18 protein-coding genes are annotated in these 23,103 nt (G+C 38.2%); all 18 read right to left on the bottom strand.

Annotation, left to right across the window (positions count from 1 at the left end):
- Window positions 1-5: 5 nt before the first annotated feature.
- Complete coding sequence (gene pglZ, locus G608_RS0110190; protein ID WP_330366971.1) at window positions 6-2,633, bottom strand: BREX-1 system phosphatase PglZ type A; 2,628 nt, start codon at window positions 2,631-2,633, stop codon at window positions 6-8.
- A 57-nt stretch (window positions 2,634-2,690) separates the two neighbouring features.
- Window positions 2,691-5,198: a hypothetical protein gene (locus G608_RS0110185; RefSeq protein WP_051209156.1), complete on the bottom strand. Its 2,508-nt coding sequence runs from the start codon at window positions 5,196-5,198 to the stop codon at window positions 2,691-2,693.
- Window positions 5,199-5,315: 117 nt separating this feature from the next.
- A complete protein-coding gene (locus G608_RS0110180) occupies window positions 5,316-5,768 on the bottom strand; it encodes a hypothetical protein (protein WP_026495920.1) in 453 nt (150 codons plus the stop codon).
- A gap of 18 nt (window positions 5,769-5,786) precedes the next feature.
- Window positions 5,787-9,194 carry a BREX-1 system adenine-specific DNA-methyltransferase PglX gene (gene pglX, locus G608_RS0110175; protein ID WP_026495919.1) on the bottom strand — a complete coding sequence of 1,136 codons (3,408 nt, stop codon included), beginning with the start codon at window positions 9,192-9,194 and terminating at the stop codon, window positions 5,787-5,789.
- A gap of 27 nt (window positions 9,195-9,221) precedes the next feature.
- A complete protein-coding gene (gene brxC, locus G608_RS0110170) occupies window positions 9,222-12,767 on the bottom strand; it encodes a BREX system P-loop protein BrxC (protein WP_026495918.1) in 3,546 nt (1,181 codons plus the stop codon).
- A 13-nt stretch (window positions 12,768-12,780) separates the two neighbouring features.
- Window positions 12,781-13,338, bottom strand: coding sequence for a DUF1788 domain-containing protein (locus G608_RS0110165; RefSeq protein ID WP_026495917.1), 558 nt, complete (start codon window positions 13,336-13,338; stop codon window positions 12,781-12,783).
- A 21-nt stretch (window positions 13,339-13,359) separates the two neighbouring features.
- The gene (locus tag G608_RS0110160) at window positions 13,360-13,971 is read right to left on the bottom strand and encodes a DUF1819 family protein (RefSeq protein WP_026495916.1); all 612 of its coding nucleotides are present in this window, start codon (window positions 13,969-13,971) and stop codon (window positions 13,360-13,362) included.
- Complete coding sequence (locus G608_RS0110155; protein ID WP_026495915.1) at window positions 13,958-14,182, bottom strand: helix-turn-helix domain-containing protein; 225 nt, start codon at window positions 14,180-14,182, stop codon at window positions 13,958-13,960. Before G608_RS0110155 ends, G608_RS0110160 begins: the two co-directional genes overlap by 14 nt.
- A gap of 289 nt (window positions 14,183-14,471) precedes the next feature.
- Window positions 14,472-15,329 carry a DUF6551 family protein gene (locus tag G608_RS0110150; protein ID WP_026495914.1) on the bottom strand — a complete coding sequence of 286 codons (858 nt, stop codon included), beginning with the start codon at window positions 15,327-15,329 and terminating at the stop codon, window positions 14,472-14,474.
- Between the two features lies 1 nt (window position 15,330).
- On the bottom strand, window positions 15,331-16,266 hold the full coding sequence (locus G608_RS0110145) for a hypothetical protein (protein ID WP_026495913.1): 936 nt from the start codon (window positions 16,264-16,266) through the stop codon (window positions 15,331-15,333).
- 11 nt (window positions 16,267-16,277) lie between these two features.
- Complete coding sequence (locus G608_RS0110140) at window positions 16,278-16,559, bottom strand: hypothetical protein (RefSeq protein ID WP_026495912.1); 282 nt, start codon at window positions 16,557-16,559, stop codon at window positions 16,278-16,280.
- Window positions 16,546-17,361 carry a hypothetical protein gene (locus G608_RS20830; protein WP_051209153.1) on the bottom strand — a complete coding sequence of 272 codons (816 nt, stop codon included), beginning with the start codon at window positions 17,359-17,361 and terminating at the stop codon, window positions 16,546-16,548. The genes G608_RS0110140 and G608_RS20830 overlap by 14 nt, the downstream gene beginning before the upstream one ends.
- Window positions 17,354-19,231, bottom strand: coding sequence for a recombinase family protein (locus G608_RS0110130; protein ID WP_026495911.1), 1,878 nt, complete (start codon window positions 19,229-19,231; stop codon window positions 17,354-17,356). The genes G608_RS20830 and G608_RS0110130 overlap by 8 nt, the downstream gene beginning before the upstream one ends.
- A gap of 167 nt (window positions 19,232-19,398) precedes the next feature.
- Window positions 19,399-19,740, bottom strand: coding sequence for a helix-turn-helix domain-containing protein (locus G608_RS22455; protein WP_051200792.1), 342 nt, complete (start codon window positions 19,738-19,740; stop codon window positions 19,399-19,401).
- Window positions 19,741-19,872: 132 nt separating this feature from the next.
- Window positions 19,873-20,166 carry a hypothetical protein gene (locus G608_RS0110120; RefSeq protein WP_026491456.1) on the bottom strand — a complete coding sequence of 98 codons (294 nt, stop codon included), beginning with the start codon at window positions 20,164-20,166 and terminating at the stop codon, window positions 19,873-19,875.
- Window positions 20,167-20,303: 137 nt separating this feature from the next.
- Window positions 20,304-21,323 (bottom strand): ArdC family protein, encoded by a 1,020-nt coding sequence (locus G608_RS20820; RefSeq protein ID WP_035795310.1) that lies wholly within the window; start codon window positions 21,321-21,323, stop codon window positions 20,304-20,306.
- A gap of 37 nt (window positions 21,324-21,360) precedes the next feature.
- The gene (locus tag G608_RS20815) at window positions 21,361-21,654 is read right to left on the bottom strand and encodes a SpoVG family protein (RefSeq protein ID WP_051209150.1); all 294 of its coding nucleotides are present in this window, start codon (window positions 21,652-21,654) and stop codon (window positions 21,361-21,363) included.
- A 165-nt stretch (window positions 21,655-21,819) separates the two neighbouring features.
- Entirely contained in the window at window positions 21,820-23,001 is a 1,182-nt protein-coding gene (locus G608_RS0110105; RefSeq protein WP_026495910.1) for a relaxase/mobilization nuclease domain-containing protein, read from the bottom strand.
- Window positions 23,002-23,103: the final 102 nt, after the last annotated feature.

Genomic DNA, 23,103 nt, shown 5'->3' with positions numbered 1-23,103 from the left:
ACTCCTTAACCAAAGAATCCAAAATCATCTGCTGCAAAAGCAATATCAATCTGGAATTCAATTCTTTCCGGAAGGTCTGTGCTACCCTCCTGCTCTATTACAAGGTAATATGTCTCCTTGCTGTCATACGCCTGAGACTTCAGGTTAAACATACATCTGAAGGTTCTCTCCTGCGCACTATCACCACGCTTATCTGCAATAATCTTCTGCACATCACTAATCTTCTTACCGGAAGCATCTACGAAATAAACATCATAATTTGCAGGCTCCCTGTTATCGCCCACTGCATCTTTCTGATAGAAGTTCAATGAGAAGATATTGTTACTTACCTTATGATTAGCTGATAAAAGCTCAACCTTAACAGGCTTTGTATCATATTTCTCTTTATTTCTGATGTATTCCTTAGAGCTGTTGCGTAAATGCTTGTACTCAATAAGAGGAACACATATCTCCTGTAAGCTAATGCCGCCATGAACAAAATTCATACCGGAACCAGCACTGGTCTTAATACGAATAATGTCTCTTGGAGCATAACCTTCATAATCTTCATTACCGTAATTAAGCTTAACCGGAACAAGATACTCTGGATCTGCACCTTTCTTAAGCAAAGCAAATCTGCGACCATACTCAGCAATACGATTAACAAAATCAGATTTTTCTGTTTTTGTTTCCTCTGTCAGAGGACTGTAGTTATATAAGAAGCCGTGATCCGCGGTAATAAAGATATTTACACCACTGAAATCATTAACAATAATCTTCACGATATTCTTAAGCTCATCTATAGTTTCATCACAGGCAATAAATACTTTTTCTTCTGAAGTGTGACTGGTCTCATCAATTGTGTCATGATATATATAGACTACTTCCTTGCCTTTCACCAGCTCAGAACGTTCTGCTCTCTTCATGGAAACAAGATCCTTCGCCTTAATAACAACGCTATTCTCATTTGCCTGTTTCAGAAGTTTTTCCCTGTATGTACTGTCCGTAGACTGTCCATCGGCAAGTACCTTAAAGGCTTTGCTGTCATCCTTATATTCAATTGACATTGCTGTATGCGGAAGTAATGCAGCCATACCAAACTTGGTTATAGTAGGGAAAACGCCCTGCATTCCAGACAGAGTAACCTTACTCTGCATCTCACGGCTAAGCTGTTCTTTTAACGATGAAGCAACCTCATAACGCATTGCATCAGAAATGATTACATATACTTTATTATCAGCGTTCTTAATCTTCCTACTATAAAAATCTTCCTGGCGAGGAATACCCTCTATATATCCTAAATCTCTTAGATTATCAGATATAGCATCAGTCCAATTCTTTCCAAGTTCTCCAAGGAACCACTGTGTATATAAACCTTCAACCTTATCACAAACACCGGCAAAGAGGTCATGGAGAGCTGAAACATAAGACTTTTTACTATTCTCATAGTTCATATGGAACTGACGATAATAAGTGTCCATCTTATAGTATTCATTGGTATACTCATCCCATATCTTCTTAGGTTCAACATTATGAAATCCGCTTGCATGCTCTTTGTAGAACTCTTGCATCTTTGCAAGCGCTACAATTCCAGCATAGTAATCCTTATACTCAGAAAACCATGCAGCTGTTCTTCTCTTCTCAGCAATATCCAAAATCTGATCTGAGTTGATAATATGATTACCAATATCTGTCATCAGTTTTTTTAGAATGATCTGATCTATACATGGATATACTTCTGTGTCAGCAAGAGCTTCTACAGTCTGCTTCCCAAGGCGATTCTCCATGTGCATCTCTTCTTCAACAGTCTGAGCAATCTCAACATATTTGTCAGAATCCTCACTATGAATCCAGTCAGAAACAAGGTCATAGCAATATGCTTCATGCGGTGTAGAAATATACGCATCAAGTCCATCGAATACTTCCGGCTGCAGAGTTCTAGTTCCTGCAGTAGACAGGATGTGAGCTGCAAGTCTGGTAAAGCTCCTATCAACATCTGTATATCCGGTGAAGCTTCCTACCATCCCCCAGAAAAGCTCAGTCGCATCATATTTAACAAATTCCTGATATATCACATTGTCATTCATGTCAAGCCCATGATTTAGAACAGACTTAATAATAGATACAATATCTGTCTTCTGTGATTCACCAAGTGATGCCATAATTGCGAGCTGAAGCTTAGACGCACTATCAATGTTATCCATGCGCTTTACAACATTTTCGCGACGGCTCTTGGCATTGAGGTATTTACTATATCTCTTTACCTGATTACGAAGAGCAACCGTTTGAGGTATCCCCATTTCATCCATCCAAATAGCAGTAAGATCTGCTCTGAATTCCTCACTATATAACTCAATATCAATAAGCCAATTATCTTCTGGATTATCATATGAATGAGGATTATAAATAAGAAAGTTTGTTGTTGGCTCTTCTATGGAAATTAGCTTCTTAATCTGGAAGTTATTGGTTCCAGTTAGAATAAGTGTCTTAACTCCAGGTATTTCAATATCAGCTATCTGTTCAGCAAACTCTTGTTCCTCGTCATACCATACAATGATACGTCGCTTATAAAACTCAGGAAGAGGAGACATGAAACGTTTATTTATTTCTTGTATTACTGTTCCTAAATCGATATTATGTTCCAATAAACTCAATTTATTATCCTCTTTGCTTTTTGTATATTTAATTCAATGTCGAAAAAGCAACTATATTTATTCTTCAAACAAATGTATATATCCTGATAAAAAACCATATTTCCTTATTTGGGGAATAATCTTCTCCCCCAATTTCATAATACTTGCTTTCAAAGCATTCATTTCTTTAATGCATACTTCCTCATGTTTTAACACCATTCGAATTTGATACCATCCCAAATCCCAATTATCAATTTTATATAGCTTCCATGGGAATTCACTGGAATGTTCATAGAAATATCGATATATAATTTTTCCGTTATCAAGCACTTCCCGTGCCTCTGTAGAAATATAATGTTTTGATAGCCAATCACACGCAAAGCGATTCTTTTTTGCCAGTAGCAAACTATCTTCTATAACAGATAAACTAATATGCCAATTCTTTATTTCTTCAAGACTATAGGGATATAATTCATTCTTTATTTGATATGTATTCCCCTTGTATTTAACATTTTTCAATGATGCAGTATTATTAGATGTGCTAAATAGTGCCCAAACCACACAATCCGATACGAAACCCTCTGGCAATTTTTTAGTTGGCTGTAACCATTGATCTCTATTATTCAGCCAATTTTCCTTTGGTAATTTTCTCACTGTATATGTCACCAATGCTCTCTCAAAATTGTTAGGAGTTACCGAAAAGGCTCCTGCCGAAGCACCAGGTCCTGAGAACAGAGCTGTTCTCATTTGCTGTTGAAAATCATTTCCTAAAGCCATCATGCTAAACAAAAAATCTGACGTCACACGATCTCTCACATCTTTATTATTTTCAGCTATACTAATTGCATCCGAAAATGGAGGCATTATATTACTATTACGATACCTTGGACACCATTTACTCAATAATTGTTCATTTCTTACACATTTCAGTTCTTTGATTCCCACCTTATAAGTTGAATCGTTATCTATATCACAAAAAATATCTAATAATATTTTTTGTGATTCGATTGTTTTTCTCTTGTACAAATCCCATATTGCAAAACACACTGGAAAAATCTTGCTATTTCCGCTAAAATTCCTTGCATTAAAAATAAACCCAGATTTAAATTCATATCTAAAAAAAGAATCTCTAATTTTCTGATCATTGTCTGATGTCATGTATTTAGGCGTCGAAAACAGCCCCAAAAATGCACATTTATCGTTAAACTCTTTGCTAATCCGCCATAAAAACTGAGTAAATAATTCTCTTGATGACTCTCCCAGTCCCTCTACATTCATCAAATTTCTAATTTGAGTCATAGATATTGTCGATTTCTTTTTTTCTGTATGGCTATTAGCAGTAGCAAACGGGGGATTGATAAAAATAATCCATTTTATATTTGGATTATTTAAATCTTTTCGAAGCTGTTCAGGCATCTTTGTAGGTATCCCTAGTCTGTCGACATCAATCCCGGCTTTAAATAATAAATTAACATCATCATTAAGGTAGTCATATTGAAAACAATTTGCGCTAGGAAAAATTTTTTTACAATAGCTCACATCATCTTCAAGTAGTGAAGACATATAACAATATTGTAACGACTCTTCTGGAAGCATATATTCAAGATTTCCAGTTCCAGCTGCCATATCCCACAATCTATATCCCCGTCTCCACCATTCTGTACCAACAGTTCGCTCAATATATTCAATAGCCTTTATGGCATAAGGAATTGGTGTGTAAAATTCACCCGTAAAACGTCTATACTCCTCAACTGTTAGTCTATCCAGCCTTTGCCATATGGCATTGATGGTTTTTTTGTTTGTACATCTTGAATACGTGTTCCAAAAATACAAATAATCTTTCATCGGAATAGGCTTTATAATAGTTTTGTCATCTGACAGCATAAAAGCTACTTCGTTTTTGTCATGAACAACAAAATTCCTATCTTGCTGAATATCTGCAATGAAATATTTTGAAGACTTAATACCATTTCTTACATAATCTCCAAACAAGCTATCCCATAAGGAAAACGCTTTATCAAAATTGGATTCATTTATTATCTTCTTATTGTCTTTAATAAGCTCAAACAATTGCATTTGAGAATAATTCAATTTTTCAATCAAATTATCACAAAAATTGTCATAATCTTCATTGTTATCAAATTTGTAAATATGCGTGTTTTTTGTAGCTTTATACCTTGCAACAGACTCAACCAGTTTAGGGCATGGAGTCGAAGCCGCTCTATCCCAATCGTATTTATTTTTGTCATCATTAATCAATCTGGAAAAAACCGAAGTCTGAACAAAAAACGCTTCATCTTTATCAATACCACATAGATAAGGAGGAATTGGGTGTAAATCTCCATTTATTTTTAACTCTCTAATGTAATATAGCATCTGTGCAATTATCTTAGAACGCTGCTTAAGATTTTGCATATTCTTATCATATTTAAACTCAAAAAGCACAGTAGATGTATACAAGTCCATATGCATTTTTGTGTCATATTTTATATTAAAAGCTGATGCAACATTAGCTTTAACTTCTTCTTCATTGGCACATTTTGCTAATATTACAGGCAAATTATTTCTATGAATTGATTTTGCCATAACTATTACTCCTCCTCGATGTTGTTTATGTCCCCATGCTGCCCAGGTAAAAAACTATTATCCATTCAAGATATAGATTTCTACAAAAATAATTACTAAGTTAAAGCACTCTATTGATTATGTACTTATGAAATAGTCTTCTATAAAACTACCTGTGATAAACGCATTATTACATCTACTTATTGTTCTGCTCATAATTCTTCGATTACTAAGATATATAAGTTTGCTTAATATTATGGCATCTATTTCGGTTATCATATCTAACAGAAGATAGTTAACAGGATAAAGACCATTTTTAAAAAAATAATCTTCGTAAATCCCAGGATAGTTAACAGCCTCTTTTTCAATTCTAATAACATGCGTCAAAAATACTTTTCCATGCTGATAAAACAAAAGATAACCGCTATCATTAGTAATTGGTTGCCGTTCAACTCTTTTGCCAAATCTTCCAAAGGAACAGGTTCCTTTTTCACTAAGAACCTGTTCATGCATTTCCATGCAATTTGGAAAACGGAAGATATTTATTTTTTGAACATTAATTATTGTATCTTTAGGAAATGTAATATACATATAAACACCTATTAAGCATTAAAGATTAGCTAATACCTCCTTGAGGATTTCATAATTTGTTTTTACTCCATCATCTATGTTTATTTGTATCATTTGATCAGCCAAATGATGGATTTTCTCTTCATATTTATGAAGTTCAGCTTCTTGCTCCTTTATTTTCTTTAATTTTTTACTTGTCCTTATTTTTTCTGATCCTACTGCAACTAATTCTTTATTTGATAGTTCTTCTATAGCAGTCCTATATCTTGCTTGCAGCTCATGCACATAATCTGTTCGTATTCTGGCAATAGAATCTGTTCTGTATCGATGCATATAAAGTAAACACTTAAATCCTTGTTTTTTTCCAGAACTAAAAAGCCAATATATAGGCTTTTTTTGATATGTTTTGATATGATCAGCATAAAAATCATTAAGGAAATATGATCTAATTATTTCCCTAGGACTTCCTTTTCCTCCAATGGCTTCTGCAATAAATGACAGATTTTCCTCTAAACACTCATCTCCATATACTATTTGAACAAAAGAAATAAATCGCTCAACAATATCATCATCAAAGTATTCCTCGTCGCTGATAGGAATAATACCATCTTTATCCGCCGGAAATGACAGATATTTTGAATTATCCCATTCACCTCCAGCATAAACTACTCCAGAAATATCCAATGAATAACGACCAAACATACATCCAACTGCATATGAAATAAATGATATAACTTCTCTTCTTTTATCAGGTCTTCTTATTGTTACTTCTGAATCACTCTCTAAGGGATTAATTTGCCCATTAAGGTGATAGATATCTATAAATAGCTCATTTATTTTCTCTTCATTCTCTTTTACGTGATGGAATCTCTTTTCACACTCATCTTCCCATGCTTCAAATGCTTTTTCGATAGTCTTTTCATTCCTGATCAATGGATGTTTTTCAAAATCCCATGATGTTTCAAATGAATCCCAATCTCTTTTTGCTTCAATTATATTAGCCTTTACTAGCTCCGAGATTCTTTCTTTCTTATCAAGGTTCAAAATAATTGGCAATTTATTCATATTTCCAGCAGTCAGATTAAGCGTTGGTGCAATAAATTTGAACATAGATAATGCCACCGGAGTGTTTACAAATCCTAAAATGTAGTAAAGGTTATCCTCATCCTTCGGGAACATAGAATCTCCCGCCTGATCAAAAATAAAGCCTTGAGGTAAATATCTTAAATAAAAATCTGAACTTCCTATCCTCTTCCAAGAAATTCCCTCTTTAAAGAAAAATGCTTCATTTCGAATTACGGAGCCTTTTTCTTTTTTTACCTCTGCTCCTTCATTTTCCCAATTAATTACCCTCCAGTGATTACCATACCATTTTCTACTATCTCCTCCGCAATTATACTTAATCCATTTTTTTCCTGTAGAAACAGCTGCTTTATCAAAATCATTCATGTTTACTTCAAACCAATAACGTACATAACGATCATTATTTCCTGTTTGCATACCAGTACAACAATCTGCATAGTCTTCGAGCATATCACCAATTTGAAAGGCGTTGACAATATCATCACTAGCCCAATAAGCTATTGGTTTCCCAGGTATTTTCAAAAATGCATCTTGCATTGATTCAAAGTAGAAGCCACAGCTTTTATTTCTCTGTGCCTCAAGAACCTTCTCTTTTTGAACTTCCATTCCCCCTGTAAAATCAGACAACCTAAAATAGTAACCTTTTTCGTAACTTTTTTCATTTTTCAAAACAAATGCGCATATAGGAACAGTAGCCTCCTCAAAAGCCGAATACTCAAACTGTATCAATGATACTATGTGTTTATTTTGCTCTACATATTGTCGTAAGCTTTCGTATGTCTTTATAAACATCCATACAAATGGAGTCATAAAGCCTAAATATCCATCCTTCTTACAGTAATCGAAATTATGATATATAAAAATACTAAATAAATCTCCTGAATAATCCTTGTAATGAGTTTGTGTATACTTCTTTAATTTATCATCGAACCTATTAAAATATGGCGGATTTGTTGCCACAATTGCATATTTGTTAGACATTACTTGAGCAACTTTAACCAAGGGCATTAGTTTACTAATAACTACATCTTTATATATATTTATATCAACTTTAATTTCTTCAAGACGCTTATACAACAGATCAAAATCTATAGGTTCCATCTCAATAATAGAGCCATACTCTTTTGCATCTTTAAATAAAGTAATTACCTTAACAATCTCTGCTCTTTGCTTATTATCCCCATTTGAAAAATACTCAATAATATAGTTATCAATATCATTACTTTCTTGAATCGCATAAAAATTTGGCTGTATGTCCCTTGTAAAAAATCTTCTGTCATACTGGCGAGCTTTCATCATGATAGCAAAATAAGCAATTTGAGCAGAGCGATCATCTATATCTAAGCCAAAAAGATTATATTTCACAATAGATGCAGCTGCATCTCTTTCTGAAACACCATATTCTAAATAAATCTTCATTAAAACATCGAATGCATACACACTAAAATGTGCCGAACCCATAGATGGATCAAGTACTGTTACTTCTTTTGGGGTAATGCTATTATCCACTTTTGAAATTATTCCATTCTTTGGCTTAACATAATATTCCAATTCATCTTTTAAATTGCTATCAGGATTTCTTTCAATCCAATACCTTCCGACAGAATTATCTACCAAATATCTAACTACCCAGTCTGTTGTATATAATGCTGTAGCAGCTGGTACTTCTTCTTTCGGCAAAAATTTACCATGTATTGGATCAATTACACTTTCGTGTTTCTCCGAAATATAGAATTGATACATCCAACCGAGTATTTCAACTTGACCACCTTCAGAAATATCCCAGTTTTTTTCTTCGATTTGAGAGACCATCTGCTCTATGACACTACCATCTCGGAGAATGTTTTCCGGAAAAAGCAGTTCAGTATAATCAGAAATCTCCTGAAACATTCCTGGTAGTATCTTGCTCAGATCATTACATTGAGAAATAATGAGATACTTATAAAGCTCCTCATTCTTATTGTTATTTTTCATCTCATAGACCTTTTCCATATCAAGGCCATCTAACTCCAGATGAATAGCCTCAGCAAGTATCTGAGGCCTAAAGCTATTATTTTCGTCAGTAAATACACGAATATGTGAGGGAAGATATCCATTTACTTCCATGAATCTGAGTGCAATAAATCTATTAAACCAAGTATAGGCAACTTCTTCCATGACCTGATCAAAGCCCTTCTGCTTCACCTGCTCTATCAGTGCTTTACGCTGTTTTTTCTCCGCATCAGAAAGAAGTATACCATTGACACTAGATGCATCCGCATCCGCTTCTGCTGTAATATCATATTTCTCTGCTCGCTGACTTACCCTCGCAATCAGCTCTGTTCTTGCCCATATGGCATATTTCTTAATAGCATTCTTATCCATGGCGCTTATCTCCCAAATCACATTTTATTAGTTAATCTTAATTCCATCAGAGCCCTGAAGATACTGCTTCATCTGCTTTCTGATATTCTCAACATAAGCATCAATCTCTTCTTCTGAAGTCAAAGTCTTTGCAGGGAAGAGTTGTTGCCTAGCTACAGGCTTAATAATCTTCTTCACCACTGGCTTTTGAGGATCTGAAGGATTAATTGGCTTCACAGGTATTACAGGCGGTGCAATCAAAGCCTCTATTTTTTCCAGTGCATCATCCCTATAACTCCACAATTGAACTGAGAATCCTTCAAGAATAGCCAAGCTCTTTGTCTCATCAATTCTTTCTTTCTGCTGAGTGTAATAGTTATCAGCTTTTTCAGAAACCTGCTTACCTTCATCATGTTCATATACCTTCTCATGAATTGCTCCAAGGCATTCCACAACGATATCTTTTAGTCCTGCTCTCTTTTTATCAAGCATCTGATTATGTGAATTCATAACCTTAGCTTTCAACTCATTGAGTTCAGGTATTCTCTTATAATCAAAAGGTTTACCATCAATGATATGTGTAATCAGTCGCATCTGATTCAGTGCATCATTTGCCTCTTGATCTTTAGCAATGTAATCAAGGTCGTTTTTCAGATCTTCTACATACTTTGCAGCATCATCAAATACAGTCACCTGATTCTTGAAGAAACTCTCCACATTAGCCAAATGATCCTTAGCGTCATAAAGCGCATCTTCTCTTGCCACTAATCTGTCTATTAGGGCAATGTTGTCACTCCTCTGTGATAGAACGTCCGCTACAGCCCTGCTTGCTTCTCTCACGAGATTCTGATCCGGATACTTATGTCCATCATATTTCTTATTCAAATCATCATAGTGAGCCTGTAGTTTACTCAACTCATCGATAATGAACTGAACAAGTCCGTCCTCATCAGCAGGTACATCCATAACATCCAGATAGTCGCGAAGGAACTCTCTTGCTTCCTTCATCTGCGAAGCTTTAACTACATGACGCTTACTAATGACAGTCTTGCCAATCTCACTCTTTTTACGAAGCATATCCGGAAGTTTTGAATCACTTGGCTGAATAGTCATGCCGGAGTATTTGATAGTAACTTTCTGCTCGTAAATCAAAAGTGCTACTACAGCTGCAATATCAATTTCTCTCCATCCACTTGGTATGCCCTGATATCTAGACTGAATATCTGCCAATGATGTTGGAAGATTCTTCTTTTCCTGCATTTCAAGAAACTCTTCAATCTTAGCCGCAGCTCCACTGTTTGGATTCATGCCAGGCATTGATGGATTAGCTCCAGTCAGGATATCTACGATATCTGCATCACTATCCGCATGTTTTCCAACAAGATTCAAATCGAAATAAACATGAGTAACAAGGTACTCTAATGCCTGATCAAGTTTGCTCTTAGCATCACCACCCTTTATCTCAATATGCTCTCCGTCAACATAGAAATCAGCATCTACTATAGCTGCCCTAATCTGATCAAGTGCATCGTTCTCATACTTAGTAGCCTCATCCTGCTGGTTTCGGATAATATCCTGAACAGACTTAGGGAGCTGTGCTACATTTCTAGTCTTAACATACTTTCTGATCTTCAAAGCATTTTCAATGGACTCATAATACTTGCTATCACCAAGAACTACGATAGCTTGGTTCTTAGAAAAAGCCTGAAGTTTTAAAGGTGCCTTCTCTGTATCATCTGTAGCAACAGACATAATATTCAGCTTCATTCCTCCGGTTACGGAACCAATAGCTGTTCCATCAACATACTGATCATAAGAGAAGTCATAAATTTCATAACGGAACTTTTTCTTATCATAGATATCACCAAATACCAGATGACCGATTCTCTCAGTTATCTGGGCTGTATCTACAGAAGTGTCCTTGATTTCTCTTGCGATATCCTGCTCTTCATCTGTAAGGAAGCTGTATGTGTTACCGGATCTTCCGATATAGTTCTGATTAAGAAGTCTATCAAGAGAAGCACTGACTTCTTTACGCATGTTAATCTTATCCATACGGATATCATCAGCCATAAGAATGACGATTGTATCCAGTGTGGATTTGATATCATTGTCAAGATAGCGGATAAGATACAGAAGTTTTAATACATTCACATCCTGTGGTTCAATGCCTCTCTTCTCATCTGCTGCTCTCTCACATCTCTCGATAACTCTTCTTATTGCTCCATCAAGGAATGTGTGAACAGTATCATAGAAAAGATAGAAAGGAGCCAGGGCATATTCATCCTTACCTTCAATCTTCTGTGCTGCTTCCTGGAATCCGGAAAGCATAGAACGCTCACCACCTGATAGGTGTTTACCGGCATTTCCATGTTTTCTGATTTCGGAGAATACCTTCTGCATCAAAATGAACTGATAAGGTACAAACGGGAAGTTTCTCACAAAATCTCCGTCTGTTTCATATCCTCTGATGTCAAGAAGCGCATCATCTTTATTAAACTGAAGCAGGTTACGAAGTACAGAATCATTCGCATTGTATACTTCTGTCAGTTTCTTTTCAGCATCACTGTTCTTAGCAAGGATTCTCTTCTGGATAACTTCATCAGCAGATGATGAAGAAAGCGAAAGTCTTGTCTTGAAACGTGCCTGAATTCTTGAAAATTCATCCTGACGAGTCTTGATGATTTCATCAAGAGCTTCCTGTCCAGTGCAAACAACCCATACCTTTCCTTCGCATTCAGAACCAATCTTCTCTACAAGTGACTGAAGGTTAATAAGGTGGTCTGTGTTAGAACCGATATACTGTCCAACCTCATCAATCATAAAAAGAAGACGGAAGTTCTCCGGCTTACTGTTTACATATTCTTTAATCTCAGATACGAGCTGAGCAATAGACATCTCGACTGTCTCTGTTCCATTGAACCAGTTACGGGCAGACTCTTCACTCATGCCAAGTACTTCTTCAAGAGTTGCTACGATGTCATCCTCAAAGAATGCAAATGCATCACGGGTGCTAAGCCAAGACTCACCGTTTTTCTCTTCAAACACTTTACGGAACTGTTCAGTCTTTCCCTGCTTTTCAATAAACTGCTCCAGCTTCGCAACCTTTAGATCTTCTCCATAGAAACCAAGGTAGTTGTAGAACATCTTAGCAAATACACGTAATACTGCTGTAGCATCTTTGTTGATAGATCCCTCGATATCAATGTTAAAAAGGATGGTATCTGTCTCTCCTTTTGTAGCCTTGTCGATAAGCATAAAGGTGGCAGGATCATCCTCGAATTTATTACGGAATCTCTCGACAGTCTTAACTCCATCCACTTCCTTATTGGCAAGGATATATGACAGAATCTTCAGGAAGTGAGATTTACCACTTCCAAAGAAACCCGATATCCATACGCCGATATCAGCTGTCTTCTCATCAAATGATTCCCCATAATTATTGAAAAAGGTAATGAAGTGTTTCTTCAGTTCCTTTGTGATTACATACTCATTTAATTCCTGAATCAGGACATCATTAGCGTCCTGATCTACTTTTACAACGCCATTGATTTTACGATCAATGTCATCCTTGAACATCTGTTGAATCTGCATTATGTACCCTCCATTAAATTGCATTAAAGGCTCTGTAATAGCCATTAGGTGTAAGCTTATTAAATAGTTTCAGTTCTCTTCCGTTAAATGTCCCCGGGTACATAACCAAGATCGGTATATCCGGTACTTCTGGCTGAATTGCTTCCAGCAAATCATGAACTCTAGCAAATGGGAATACCTCGCCAACACCTGTCAGCAGAAGTACATCTCCAAGCTCCTGTGTTTCTGGTTTTATCTTTTCTACAAATGCTTTGTTGTTAGCAAATTTTATGATCTGGTCTTTAAGGAACTTCTTGCCTTTCTTCTCTTCCATAGATGCAGCTGCTTTAGTAATTCTCTTTTCATCACATATCTCTAAAAGAACCTTATATAGATTCTTCTCAATCACATGAGATGTAAGAGACTGATCTGATATCAGCTGCTCAGTGAAATACCTCACCGCCATCTCATCTGCTGGATCATAGCAGAAGATGTGTATATTCACTTCGTTGCTTAGTCCATTTCCCTTTAAGAAATCTTCTTCCTGAATCCTGGTCTTCAATTTATCCAGACGCTCCAAAATATCACTCATAAAATTCTCCTTGTGTAGCATTTAGAAAAAGCAATTAAAAGCCGGAAGTGCTACTTCATCATTATTTGCCCTTATGGCATTTTCCAATTCTGAACTGATAAGTACAGGATTGAGCTTTGTTGCTCTCGGTCCGTCTATATATTCATTCTCTATCAAGATTTTATTAAGCACCTGTTTGAGCTTCTGCACCGTTGAATCAGCCCACGATGCTACCTCATCATCCTGTTCCTGTAGTCTCATAAAGAAAACATTCAGATCCATCTTGCCATATGATAAATCCTGTTCCTCGAACTTCTTGCCTATGACAGTTATCATGTAATCCCACACCAGACGATATTGCTTCATCATGGCATAAAGACAAGCCTGCTTGGCAACCTCGACCGGGCTATGTGCTATAACTCCTATTAGCGTCATATCATCAAGGCAATGCAGTCTCTTTATGCATACTCCTGCTATGTTTTTTATCATGCGCTCTGTTGGGAACTGAAACAGATTCTCTTCCGCAACTTTACTGATTATCTCATCATCAGATAATCCTTCATCAACAATAAGCTTCGCTACCACCTTTGATTCATGAAATAAAAACTGTTCTCTGGTAAGTGCACCACATCCCTTATAGTCACTCAAGTCCATCACCTACTTTTTCTCTCTCGTAATGAACAAGATCGCAAAAGTCACAGTCAAGCTTATCGCAAATTTTCTCTAACACAAGCATAGACACAGGCTCTCCTTTGCTCATTTTGGCAATAGTTCCACTGCTAAGCTTTACCTCGTTCATAAGATCAGTCTTGTTCATATTTTTGTCGATTAGTAATTTCCATAGTCCGTTGTATGATATAGTCATTCCAATGAAACCCTTTCTACAAAAGCAATTTTCGCTCATTGCTCCCTTAACGCTCTTAACGCAACATAATGATATTATACTATATACATAAAGGTGACTCAATTAACTCTCCCATATTATCTTTACATTCTTGAAGAATATATTCTCCCGTTCCATCACTATATGAAACAATCATTTTTTCAAACCCTCAACAATCCCTCAATTATCATTATTCCATATTAGCTGTCCATTAATCCGGACTTATAAAAAACAGGCCACACAATTTGTATAGCCTGCTTTTATGATTTTATTATGATGCATCCTGCTCTACTTCAGCTTCCTCATCATATTCTTTATTCTCTTTTTTCTTCTTCCCAGTTGCTTTCACCGAATACAACTTACTCCATTGCAGCCCCGGTTTCATACGCTTGTTATATACCACCAGCATAGCCTCTGCAAATCCCAGCGATCCCGGTCGTCTCTCCTTCGCATTCTTGGTGATATCCTTGACAGATACAACCCCAAGCTTTTCCTTGAATGTAGTCTCCTTGAGTTCATCCCCAAAGCTGTTCAGAAGCCTCGCCACCCCGTTCATCATATTTGCTGAGAAGGACTTCTGCTCACCTTCCCAGGTCATAATGATCAGCCTGAGCACTCGATCCAGGACATCATATCCATATTTATCATAAATATTTTCCAGGGCTCCGACAGCACATATGCCTCCAACTCCGGCTGACGGAAGTATTTTTAGTTCATAGGACTCCACAAGTCCCTTGATCAGAAGCTCCTTATCATTACCCGCCTCACAATTTGCATTAAATATCTCATATGGTGACAGGGCTTTGACATTCTTCATCTGATTAGCAAAGATATCTGCTTCTTCGTTGTATTCCAGATCATCATATATCATACACCAGACTGGTGTTTCCCTGCTCTCTGATACCATGGCTATTATTTCCGCAGTATGCTGTCCGTTGAATACATAGTTAATTCCGTCTCTTCTGCTGACCTTTATGGGATTGACCTGGTTTATGTCAAAATTGGCAGCCGCTCTTCTTACATGCTGCATCGAGAGGTTACGCTGATAATCCTGATTCGACACAAGATCCTTTATAGGGATAAGCTCAAAATGCACATTGGGTACAAAATCATTATATTCTTCGTTCATATTAGCCTGTCCTTTCTTCCAGAGAACACTGAATCTTCTCAATCATGTGATTCAACGAAACCAATTCTTTGGATAACCGTATACGCGCCTTAGTCGTGATCTTCGTAAAATCAGCAGTTTTATTAACCCTCTCTATCGATGATACCCATGATCCTATAGTCATACATAAGCTGTTTACTTCAGAATCCGGATCGTATGCGGGCATCTGCCTGATAGTTCCCGCCTTAGGTACCCGTTTTTCCACCTCACGTTTAGCTTTTGGCAGTGAATTCTGTATTCTCAGGTAATTCCATTTAATCTCGTTTCTGATATCCTGAAGTGTAAGCTTTTCCAACTTATCATTTTCTACTGCCTTGGCAATGATCCTTATTTCTTCTCTTCGCAGCCTCGACAATTCCACCACATTTTCATGGGACACCTTCACCTTCCCCAATAAAATATGTTTTGCAAATTCATTATCTGTATCAAAAATGATGTCCATGGCTGCAGCATAATTACTGTATTTCTTCACTGTTCCACCTGAAATACCAAGTTTAAGCCCCAGTTCATCAGAAAGCCGCCCTTTCATCATCGATCTTTTAAAAACATCCCGCTTCTCAATTAGCTCCTTGTAATGATACAGCTCTCCAATCAGGTATTTTCTGTATTCTTCACACAGATCATCCCTCTGAAGCTCTTTTGTGCAGATATAGTAGGCGGCACTGTTTCTGCCATTAAAGCAATAAATTTTTATCGTTTCCTTTATCCCATGCTGCTTGCACAGTTCATACTTTTCCTTGTCATTGAGATGCATGTGCTTCCAGACATGCACTACTCTCCCATCTTTATTTTCCAATATTGAAGTAAGGAGCTGCTGCTTTGCTTCCTTGGAATATGGTTGAACATAGCGCTCGAAAATAGGATCCAGACTATAATTGCTCTGATTATTATTTTCCATATGTTTTCCCTTTACAGGTCATCCTGCCTTTCTACAGCCTCAGCATTTTCCATTCTGAAAATTGCCACATTACCATTAAAACTCACCCCCGGTATGCAATACGTCGAATTCCCATCATTGCACTCTATTAATTCAGCCAGCCTATGAACCAAAACCTTGCTATAAAACTCGCAGTCTCCATCATCGTCATAATCTATCCTGTGAACATCCTTCATAAACTTATGATATTTTCTGATAGCTATGACCGCACTTGATGGATTAACCAGTATCTGTATAAATTCAGGTTTCCCCAAGCTCCGTAACGTCTGCTTGTGTATCCGGATCCTGTTCTTCCTCAGATCCAGCGATATCGCTATCGGCATCGTCTTCATGAGGCCTTCCTCCCTTCTCTTCTTCATCCCTCTCAATACAGAACACTGTATACTCATTGAATATGCTTATCTGAACAGTATCCTGATGCTCTGTGGCAGGAACACCGAACTGATTCTTCCAGCTTTCCGGGAACAGCGCCTCCCTTGTGTTCACTTCCTCGCCAGCCTTTTTCTTCCTATAGGTCTTGGCATCATTCAGATCAAAAACAAAAACCTGATCCGTCGCCGTCCTGATAAGCTTTCCCAGAACCTGATACTTATAATTTGCACTCCAACCCATAAGCCTTAATACTTTTGCATAGAAAATCTTACATGTAATCTGCCTTGGCTTTCTTTTTGCTAAGTTCTCTCCCGTTGCCCATCTGAGAGAGTCCTTCGTATCCTCAGTGCATGGCCTTACAGCTAGTTTCTTCTTTTCAGGATTAACCAGGAACTGAACATATTCCACATTCGGAAGTTTTCTAAGACACGCCACATTTACATATACCTTTTCATTATTCAGTGTTACTGAGGGTTCAAAAAGATGGGCAAAGAATTCCTCCCTTACAACTTCAAAACCTTCATAAGAAAACTCCTCTACAGTCTCTTCTCCCACATGTGCATTTTGTTCTTTCTTTGATATAGGTTCTTCTTCCTTAGCATTTTCAGTATCCTTGTATTCCTGAGATACCATATCCATTAAAGGAAGCGTCTCCTGCTCCATTACTGTAATCTCTTCACTCATTCCCCACTCCTATATCCCCAAGAATCTTTGTAATATTCCTGGCTGCCTCCTGCTGCGATGTTACATTTGTTCCCGTAGCCTTGAACAATTCACCATCTTTATCAACTTCCCAATCCTGATCTTCAGGCTCCACTTCATCAAAAAGTGCTGTGCTTTTGTAATAATCATCTCCGAAGCTATTGACCCACTTTGTAGGATAAGCCGGGATTTTTTTACCCTTTTTCTTTGGCTGCGCATCCCCATCAATATTTTCATCTGTCTCTGACTCAATTTCGTCATCATCATTTATTGCATTTTCATCAACATATAAGACAGCTTCATTTGCGTTGAAGATCAGAACCGACTCCCCATCCTTACGATGCAGATGTCCAAGAATCTTGTAACTTGCATCCTTTCTCCATCCAAAGATTGTGAACAGAACCGGTAAAAAAGAGGCTCCGCTAATTGTTTTTTTAACAAGTTCCCCTTCACGTTGTCCGCTCCATACAAAATAGTTCTTTGACTGGGCAACTGCTTTTCGGACTCCCAATATCTTCTTTCCGGGATGCACAAAGATCTCTATCCTGTTTGTTCTGTCCATCTTCTCTATAGCACTTTTATTGAAAGTCATATGTGTACTTGTCATGGTTAGCGTAGGTTGTCCTGTCACAGACATGAACTGCGTTCTTACCAGCTCATATCCCCTAAGATCGAAGTTCCCCTTTTCAACTCCAATCTCAAGTGGCTTTGCAGGTACCTTATACATATCCCCGTCAACGCTGTCACTGGCCATGTAATAATCTTCTTCACCAAAACCAGCCCATCTGGGATGTATAGAAACAAATCCTTTAAGTATTCCTGCAACAATCACCCTCATCTCAGGAAAATAGCCTTTGTTTCCGTATTTGGCATTCCGGAGGAGCTTTTGTACTGCAAAGAAATCCTCTCTTGAAATAATGGCTTCATGATGGTTCTTTCTTCTGTACTGGTTTCTGTTATGCCGGTTCTTCTTGCTCTTATGATCCAGGTAATTTGGTGTATAGGTTTTCCTAGCAAGGACATCACCGCAATACCTTTCATTAGTCAGGATCTGCTGTATTCTGCTGGAAGACCAGGTACTATTTCCTTTCTTAGTGAGTCTCTCAAGCTGTGTAAGTGCATCTGCAATCTGCTGAGTTGTATATCCATAGAGATATGAGAAAAATATAAGACGAACAGTTTTTGCTTCTTCCTCATTGACTATCAGATTTCCTTCATCATCATGGTCGTACCCTAGAAGCACCGGCGTTAAAAATATCCCTCGCTTGAATCTCGCCTCAATGGATGCATTTCCTATTTCAGACTTTGTGTGACTCTCCTCCTGTGCCAGCGTAGCTATAAAGGAAAGTGCCATCTCAGAATTCTCATCAAGAGTGAATATGTTTTCTGTCTCAAAGAACACACCGACCGGAGGATCCAGCGTCTTTAGCTGCCTCACATAACTTATGCAGTCCACTATATTTCTTGCAAATCGGGAGACACTTTTGGTAACAATGATGTCGATTTTTCCTTCATTACAGTGATTGATCATCCTGATGAAGTTGTCCCTGTGCTGCAGCGAAGTGCCGGAAATACCTTCATCTGCATATATATCAACAAGATCCCAGTTAGGCTTTTCATTGACCATGTCTTCATAATGGTTCTTCTGAAGCTCATATGAAGATGTCTGGTGAGGATCATCCGTCGATACGCGAGCATAAACCGCTACACGTTTATGTACTTCAGATTTATAAAAATCCTCCTTGGGCTTAGCCGGTATAACATCTATCAGCTCTTCATTGACACCTTTATATCTTTCCCTGATCTTTTGTTTTATGGCATCTTCATCTTTGGATTTCTTGTCATTTCCCAACGCTGCTACCTCCCGACATCTCTCATTTGCGGCATTTAAGTACTCCGTAATATGAAAATAATATTAATAATGTTTTTTCACCACGTGCTGTAGGTTAAACTGCTCGTGCTATAGGTTAAGTTTTTGTATTTTTTTGCAAAAAAAAATGGCAGCCGTTTGGCCGCCACCTACTTTGTACTTACTATGTCCACTATTGAATCAAGATTATCAAGGAGTCTGCTCTGTTCATCCAGTGTATATTTTGATATCCGCTTTAAGAATGCTGATTTCAATTCCTTCACATTGGTCATGGTTATCGAGGCAGGATATATGAAATCATTCACAGTTACCCCTAGAACCTCCGCAATATCAGCCAGCTTATCTAGACTTGGTTTCTTCAAAGCTCTTTCCATTTCACTTATATATGCCGATGAGGTCCCAATGGCAAATGCCAGATCCTCCTGTGTAAGATCAAGTCTCTCACGATATTCTTTTATGCGTTTTCCAACAATTTCATAATCGATTTCCATATGTTCACCCACTCAATAATCAAAACAGTAGTAATAGCATTTCTTCTGTAAAGCTTATTTTGATCTTCAATGCAAATCAATGTTGCCGAGTATGTAAAAGGCTGCAAATTTATTGCAACCCCTTTTGTGAAATCATTTCTTTGCGTTCCATTTTGCTTTGTTTATTTCCTTCATCCGCCTGCTGGCATCCTCCCTTGATTTCTGAGAATTCTGCGCAGGATTATGAAATCTGACATAACCTTTAGGAATCTGATAGTATTTATCAAATCTGGTTTCCTTTGTCAGCGCATAGAGTTCCGGGTACCTGGTACATAACTGATCAAGCCTCTTCATCACATCCGGATCCCTGGTATAGACAATCGCAAAAGGCTCTTCCTTGTTCCAGTTAACAATGGTTTCACATTCGATTTTTAAAAGTTCGTCCATAACTAACCTCCAGGACACAAATTTGACCTCCAAAACATCGTCAGCTGATGATAAAATGACACCCCAAAAAGTTCGGATGGACTATTCCTCCACCAGCAATTTCAAAATACATTTTCATCGTCAGCTGACGATAGTTTTTACATTGCCATCTCCATATCTTTCTTTGGTTTGACAACTTTAACCTCTGAGTGTTCTGCTCCCTTTGCAGAGACATGCTTATCCATGAAGTTCTTTTTCTCCTTACCAATTTCATCAATGCCAAGTTCGGCATTGATTTCCTTGATAAGACCTGATGCAGTTTTCTTTATGGTCTCCATGGAAGCTTTAAGCTCTTTTGCATCTTTGTCCTGACTCCAGGAAGCGATATATCCGAATGAATACTCAGAAGTATCTATTCCATAATGCTGACATACAACATATGCTACAGACTCCGCGATCTGCTCAGCATCATTGCGGGTTCTTTTCTCCAGCCCCTCCGCTGCTATTTTATCCTTATCATCCAGCCTGCTGTGGACCTGTTCATGGATCAGCGTCTTGATGGTCTGTACCTCAGACATTCCTTCGTTGACCACAATCTTTTTCTCACTCATATTGTAGTAACCTTTTACGTCACCTGGAATCTCATGGTACTCGATCGGCACAACAGAAACCGCAGTAAGTGCAGCGATCATCTTTTCATAATCTTCCACATTACCGCCAAGTTCCCTGCATCCAATGGTCGGAAGCTCTTTTCCGTCCGTATCTGATACATCAAATACAGTTGTGACTTTGAACCCTGACATCTGGTATTCCGGTTTTTTCTCTGCCTGGGCTTTCTGATAATCCTCAAGAGTCTGTCCCGGTGCAAGTATAGGGATCATATTTTCTCTGTTTGGCTCTTCTGCCTTTTTGACTACAGGAGAAATGATCTTGATTCCCTTTGCACCTTTCTTTACATATCTTCCAAAATTTCTGTTCCAGGCCTGGTACCCGGCTACAAGAGTTGCATCAGGTCTCTGCATGGCTATGAGCAGGGTATTGTTGAAACTGTAAGTGTGAAACTTAGACATTGTGGTCAGATATACCTTATAGTTTTCAGAATTAAAAAGATCCCGGAGTCCCTGTTCAAGTTTCTCCGAGATCTGGTCCATTTTGGATTTCTCATAATCTTCAGTCATAACGCTCCCCCTTTCAGCATATTCTTGTAGTCAAAGATCACACCTCAAAGGTTACGTCCTCACCAATCTCCAGGCTTTGAAGAACATTCTCCTGTAATCTTTCTCTAAAATCCTTTGTCACAGGATAAGCGATGTCCTTGAACTGGGCCTTTCCGTTTTCATCTGTGGTCTTCATCTTATAGCTGGGCATCGAGATAAAAAGATTCCCGGCCTTGCTCTCCACGATGGAAATATTTCTTACAGCAAAGCTGCCTCCAAAGGTTACTGTCGCAACTCCCCTTACTCCGTTTGTTGTCTCCTCAAGTGCTCTTGTTCTGATATCAATTCTCATGACTTTTGTCTCCCCTCATTTTGAAAAATAGTTTGTTTGTGTTTTCAGCTTTTTTGAAAAGCTCTGATGATCTTTTTCTTCCTGGCTGTTACCCCGGGACGACCACAGCCTCAGGCTGGGTCGCATGCAAGCAGTGCATTTGTCGGGCAAATGCGATTTCTGCTTTTACAACGAGGTCTCCGACCTCGAGCTGCGGCTCTGCTTCGCCTTCGCCTTTTCTCTCTCTTCTGCCTTCTCACGCTCCAGCAGAAGTTCGAGGTTCTTCCTTGCAATAAGGAAGTCCTTTTTCTCTTTCCGCATGCGTACATACTCCTGAAAATCAGTTTTATTTACAGCAAGGAGCTCGCCGTATTCATCGCGGAGTTCCTTCATTTTGGGAAGCTTTCCGCTGGAAACAGTATCAAAGATCTTCTTCGCTGCTTTGTGTCTTTCGATCTCATCCTCATGTTCGGCATAGAACTTTTTACTGTATCCGCACTTCCTGTATTCGGTATAAACTGACCTGGTCTTGGAATAGTCTATGATGGCTTTCTGTAATTCCTTGTTTTCCTTCATGGCAGTGTTACGGGCTTTTATCTTTTCATTCAGGACATCGATATCTGCTTCCATGGAATCCGTCTTTTTTACAAGTTCCTCATAAGAGGAAATGCCATGTTCTTCCAAAAACAGAAGCACCTTGGCACGCTGCTTTAGGTTGAACTTCCTCGCCCAGTTTTCATATCCCCTGCCCTTTCCCTCGCGCATCTTTTTCTCGATATCAACAAGGAAGCTTAGGCTGTTCTGATCAAGGGCGCGATTCCCGGAGCGATGCCTTTTACTGTTTTTGTTTCTGATATTTTCTTCATATCTGCTCTGAATCACTGAGAGATTATTCTCCAGACAGAGAATGTCGGATATTCTTGAAAGTGCCAGTCCTGAAAAATAAAAATTCCTGAACCTGCTTTTTCCATCGATGGATACGGAGTTGAAAACGATGTGATTATGGATATGGTGTTTATCCGTATGCGTGGCAACCATGAAAGCATGCCTTCCTTTTGTGAAGCGCATTGCGAGATCGTACCCTATCTCATTTGCCTTTTCAGGAGTGATCTCCCCCGGCTTAAATGACTGTCTTATCTGATAGGCGATAACATCTTTTTTATGCGGTCTTCTTACATTGTCCTCATAGATTTTTCTTGAAAGAAGGAATTCACCGACGATTGTTTTGGGATCACAGCCGTAGGTGCTGATATACTTTTCATCCTCAGTCTTCTTCTCATCCCTGACATAATCAATGCAGCGCTTAAGGCACTGGGTAACAGATTTTGTCTTAACATGATGAAGTGAAATAAGCCTGGTTGCTGCCATGATCGGTCCCCCTTCTTTCGTTTTCCCGGCAAATCGAGTAGGAGGCTACCCATCAGGTGAGTAGCCGACCTCTCACACCACCCGGCATACCGTCCGGTACCA

It is taken from the genome of Butyrivibrio sp. WCD3002 (assembly GCF_000424265.1).
Lineage (GTDB): Bacteria > Bacillota > Clostridia > Lachnospirales > Lachnospiraceae > Butyrivibrio.
Note: the sequence above shows the minus strand (reverse complement) of the source record. Positions and strands in the feature narration are given on the sequence as shown.

Coding starts and splice junctions, on each gene's coding strand:
- G608_RS0110185 (WP_051209156.1), bottom strand. CDS start 5,198: ATGGCAAAATCAATTCATAGAAATAATTTGCCTGTAATATTAGCAAAA.
- G608_RS0110180 (WP_026495920.1), bottom strand. CDS start 5,768: ATGTATATTACATTTCCTAAAGATACAATAATTAATGTTCAAAAAATA.
- pglX (WP_026495919.1), bottom strand. CDS start 9,194: ATGGATAAGAATGCTATTAAGAAATATGCCATATGGGCAAGAACAGAG.
- brxC (WP_026495918.1), bottom strand. CDS start 12,767: ATGCAGATTCAACAGATGTTCAAGGATGACATTGATCGTAAAATCAAT.
- G608_RS0110165 (WP_026495917.1), bottom strand. CDS start 13,338: ATGAGTGATATTTTGGAGCGTCTGGATAAATTGAAGACCAGGATTCAG.
- G608_RS0110160 (WP_026495916.1), bottom strand. CDS start 13,971: ATGGACTTGAGTGACTATAAGGGATGTGGTGCACTTACCAGAGAACAG.
- G608_RS0110155 (WP_026495915.1), bottom strand. CDS start 14,182: ATGACTATATCATACAACGGACTATGGAAATTACTAATCGACAAAAAT.
- G608_RS0110150 (WP_026495914.1), bottom strand. CDS start 15,329: ATGAACGAAGAATATAATGATTTTGTACCCAATGTGCATTTTGAGCTT.
- G608_RS0110145 (WP_026495913.1), bottom strand. CDS start 16,266: ATGGAAAATAATAATCAGAGCAATTATAGTCTGGATCCTATTTTCGAG.
- G608_RS20830 (WP_051209153.1), bottom strand. CDS start 17,361: ATGAGTGAAGAGATTACAGTAATGGAGCAGGAGACGCTTCCTTTAATG.
- G608_RS22455 (WP_051200792.1), bottom strand. CDS start 19,740: ATGGAAATCGATTATGAAATTGTTGGAAAACGCATAAAAGAATATCGT.
- G608_RS0110120 (WP_026491456.1), bottom strand. CDS start 20,166: ATGGACGAACTTTTAAAAATCGAATGTGAAACCATTGTTAACTGGAAC.
- G608_RS20820 (WP_035795310.1), bottom strand. CDS start 21,323: ATGACTGAAGATTATGAGAAATCCAAAATGGACCAGATCTCGGAGAAA.
- G608_RS20815 (WP_051209150.1), bottom strand. CDS start 21,654: ATGAGAATTGATATCAGAACAAGAGCACTTGAGGAGACAACAAACGGA.
- G608_RS0110105 (WP_026495910.1), bottom strand. CDS start 23,001: ATGGCAGCAACCAGGCTTATTTCACTTCATCATGTTAAGACAAAATCT.